Raw genomic sequence first — 3,017 nt, 5'->3', positions numbered from 1 at the left:
CTCCTGCGGTGGCGGCGGTGGCGGTGGCTGCGGCGGCGGGTGCGGCGGATGATTGGCCCCGTCGGGGTCGGCATCGGTTGGCGGCCGGAGATCACCGGTTTCGTCGCCGAGCTGCCGGGGTTGCGTTTCGTCGAGGTGGTGGCCGAGGCGGTGCACGACGGGGTCCCGCCCGGTCTCGCTGAGCTGCGAGAACGCGGCGTCACCGTCGTACCGCACGGGGTGCGGCTCTCCCTCGGCGGCGCGGAGCCGGTCGAGCCGGCCCGGGTCGCCCACCTGGCGCGGGTGGCGGAGCTGGTCGACGCGCCACTGGTCAGCGAACACATCGCGTTCGTCCGGGCCGGCGGCCTGGAGGCCGGGCACCTGCTGCCGGTGCCCCGCAGCCGGGAGGCGGTGGCCGCGGTCGTGGCGAACGTCCGGCGAACCCAGGCCGAGCTGCCGGTGCCGCTCGCGCTGGAACCGATCGCCGCGCTCTTCGACTGGCCGGACGACGAGCTGGACGAGGCGGACTTTCTCGCCGAGATCCTCGACGCGACCGGGGCGGCACTGCTGCTCGACGTGGCGAACCTGCACGCCAACGCCCGCAACCGGGGCGGCGACCCCGGTAGCTTGCTGGACCGGCTGCCGCTGGACCGGGTCGCCTACGTCCACGTGGCCGGCGGCGCCGAGCGGGGCGGCTTCTACCACGACACGCACACCGACCCGGTGCCACCGGAGGTGTTCGACCTGGTCGGCGCGCTCTGCGCCCGGCACCGGCCGCCGGCGCTGATGCTGGAACGCGACGGCCACTACCCGCCGGCGCCCGAACTGCGCGCGGAGCTGGACGCCCTGGCTGCCGTCTCCGGGTACCCGGTGGTCACGTGAGCCGGCCCGCCGGCCGGACCCCGCATGCCGGCGACTCGCCGGCCGCCGGCGGGTCGGGGCAGCCAGCCGGGGACCTCGCCGCGCGGCAGGCCGCACTGGTGGCGGCCCTGGTCGCCGGGGGTGCGCTGCCGTCCGGCTTCGCCGCCGGTCCGGTGACGGCCGCCCGGCTCGCCCTGCTGCGCAAGCGCGCCGGCGAGGTCGCCCGGCAGTGGCCACGCCTCGCCGCCGGCCTCGGCGACGCCTGGTGGGGCACCTTCCGCGAGTGGGCCGACGGGCGACCCGGTGGCGGCTCCCTGCGCGACGGCTGGGACCTGGCCCGCGCCCTGCGCGACCGTGGCACGCTGCCCGCCCCCGGCGCGGAGGAACTCGCCGAACGCGAGGCGACCGGGCGCTACGACGGCCGCACCCCGCCACGCCCCCGCCGGCTGCCGGCCGTCGCCCGCGCCGGCGGTGCCGTCGCGGTCCAGGTCGCCGGTCGGGTACGCCTGCTGCGTCCCGCCCGTCGCTGACCGCCGACGTGCGACCGTAGGGCACATACGGCAGGATCGACCGCATGGATCTGGGACTCACCGACCGGGTGTACGTGCTGACCGGCGCCTCCCGCGGGCTGGGTTTCGCCACCGCCGAGTGCCTCGTCGCCGACGGCGCCCGGGTGGTCGTCTCCGCTCGGAGGCCCGAGCGGGTGGCCGAGGCGGTCGAACGGCTGGGCGGCGCGGGCCACGCCGTCGGGCTCACCGCCGACCTCGCCGACCCGGACGCCCCGCAACGGCTGGTCGCCGCCGCCCGGGAACACTTCGGCCGGTTGGACGGCGCGCTGGTCTCGGTGGGCGGGCCGCCACCGGGCACCGCCGCCCAGGTCGACGACGCCCAGTGGCGGCAGTCCTTCGAGACGGTCTTCCTGGGCAGTGTCCGCACGGCCCGCACGGTGGCCGCCGCGCTCACCGGCAGTGGCGCGATCGGGTTGGTGCTGTCCACCTCGGCCCGCAGCCCGGTGCCCGGCCTCGGCATCTCCAACGGCCTGCGACCCGGCCTGGCCGGGGTGGCCAAGGACCTGGCCGACGAGTACGGGCCCCGGGGCGTACGGGTGCTCGGGCTGCTGCCCGGGCGCATCATGACCGACCGCAACCAGGCGCTCTTCGCCGCCACGGGTGACGCGGCGGCGGCGCGCGCCGAGGCGGAGGCCGGCATCCCGCTTCGCCGGATCGGCGATCCGGCCGAGTTCGGGCGGGTGGCCGCGTTCCTGCTCTCCCCCGCCGCCGGCTACGTCACCGGGGTGACCGTGCCGGTCGACGGCGGCGCCCTGCGCGGGCTGTGACTCCACCACGGCGCACCCCCGACCCCACCGGTCCCCGGCGGGGCCGGGCAGACGGGCCGTCCGGCTCCCGGCCGAGAGGCCACCGGCCGGGCCCGACACCGACGGAGCGCCACCTTCCGGCCGCGGCGGACCTCGACCGCCCCCGTTCCGGAGCCCGGGGGCAGGACGTCCGGCCGACCCGGGAGGAGCTGGCCGCGGCCGCGGACCGGACCGTCCCGGACGTCATCGCGCCCGGCCTGGGCGTGCTCTTCGTCGGCATCAACCCCGGCCTCTGGTCGGCGGCCACCGGCTGGCACTTCGCCCGGCCCGGCAACCGCTTCTGGCCGGCGCTGCACCGGGGCGGCTTCACCCCGCGCCAGCTGCACCCCAGCGAACAGGGCCTGCTGCCCGGCCTCGGCCTGGGAATCACCAACATGGTGGCCCGGGCCAGCGCGCGGGCCGACGAGCTGACCGTTGACGAACTGGTTGCCGGCGCGGAGATCCTGACCGGCAAGGTGGCACGGTACCGGCCGGCCTGGGTGGCGGTGGTCGGAGTGACGGCCTACCGGATCGGCTTCGCCCGGCCCAAGGCCGGATTCGGTCCACAGCCGGAGCCGCTGGCCGGCTCCCGGCTCTGGGTGCTGCCCAACCCGAGTGGGTTGAACGCGCACTTCACCCCGGAGACTCTCGGTACCGCCTTCGGTGAGCTGCGTGCCGCCGTCGCCGCCGACTAGGTGTTCTGCCCAGAGAGGTTGGGGACGCGGCTGGCTGGTGGGTGGCCGCCGAGTGCGGTGTGCGCGCGGTGGTGATTGTAGGCGTGGAGCCAGGCGGGGAGAGCTGCCCGGCGGGCGGCTTCTGAGGA

The 3,017-nt window shown here is 77.2% G+C and carries 5 protein-coding genes; 4 read left to right on the top strand and 1 reads right to left on the bottom strand.

Annotated features, from left to right (window positions below):
* Positions 1-48: 48 nt before the first annotated feature.
* From E1165_RS28335 to mug, 4 genes are all read left to right on the top strand, one after another.
* Positions 49-861, top strand: a complete 813-nt coding sequence (locus tag E1165_RS28335) for a DUF692 domain-containing protein (protein WP_132394755.1) — start codon at positions 49-51, stop codon at positions 859-861.
* Positions 858-1,370 (top strand): hypothetical protein, encoded by a 513-nt coding sequence (locus tag E1165_RS28330; RefSeq protein ID WP_371687409.1) that lies wholly within the window; start codon positions 858-860, stop codon positions 1,368-1,370. Before E1165_RS28335 ends, E1165_RS28330 begins: the two co-directional genes overlap by 4 nt.
* A 44-nt stretch (positions 1,371-1,414) precedes the next feature.
* Positions 1,415-2,176 carry an SDR family oxidoreductase gene (locus E1165_RS28325; RefSeq protein ID WP_132394754.1) on the top strand — a complete coding sequence of 254 codons (762 nt, stop codon included), beginning with the start codon at positions 1,415-1,417 and terminating at the stop codon, positions 2,174-2,176.
* A gap of 188 nt (positions 2,177-2,364) precedes the next feature.
* A complete protein-coding gene (gene mug, locus E1165_RS28320; RefSeq protein WP_305792159.1) occupies positions 2,365-2,889 on the top strand; it encodes a G/U mismatch-specific DNA glycosylase in 525 nt (174 codons plus the stop codon).
* Here mug and E1165_RS28315 read toward each other — a convergent pair.
* On the bottom strand, positions 2,886-3,017 hold a 132-nt coding region (locus E1165_RS28315), incomplete at its 5' end, for an integrase core domain-containing protein (protein WP_165945259.1). The genes mug and E1165_RS28315 overlap by 4 nt on opposite strands.

Source organism: Micromonospora sp. KC723, assembly GCF_004348595.1.
Taxonomy (GTDB): Bacteria; Actinomycetota; Actinomycetes; order Mycobacteriales; family Micromonosporaceae; genus Micromonospora.
The sequence above is the reverse complement of the archived record's forward strand: the minus strand, read 5'-3'. Positions and strand labels throughout refer to the sequence as shown.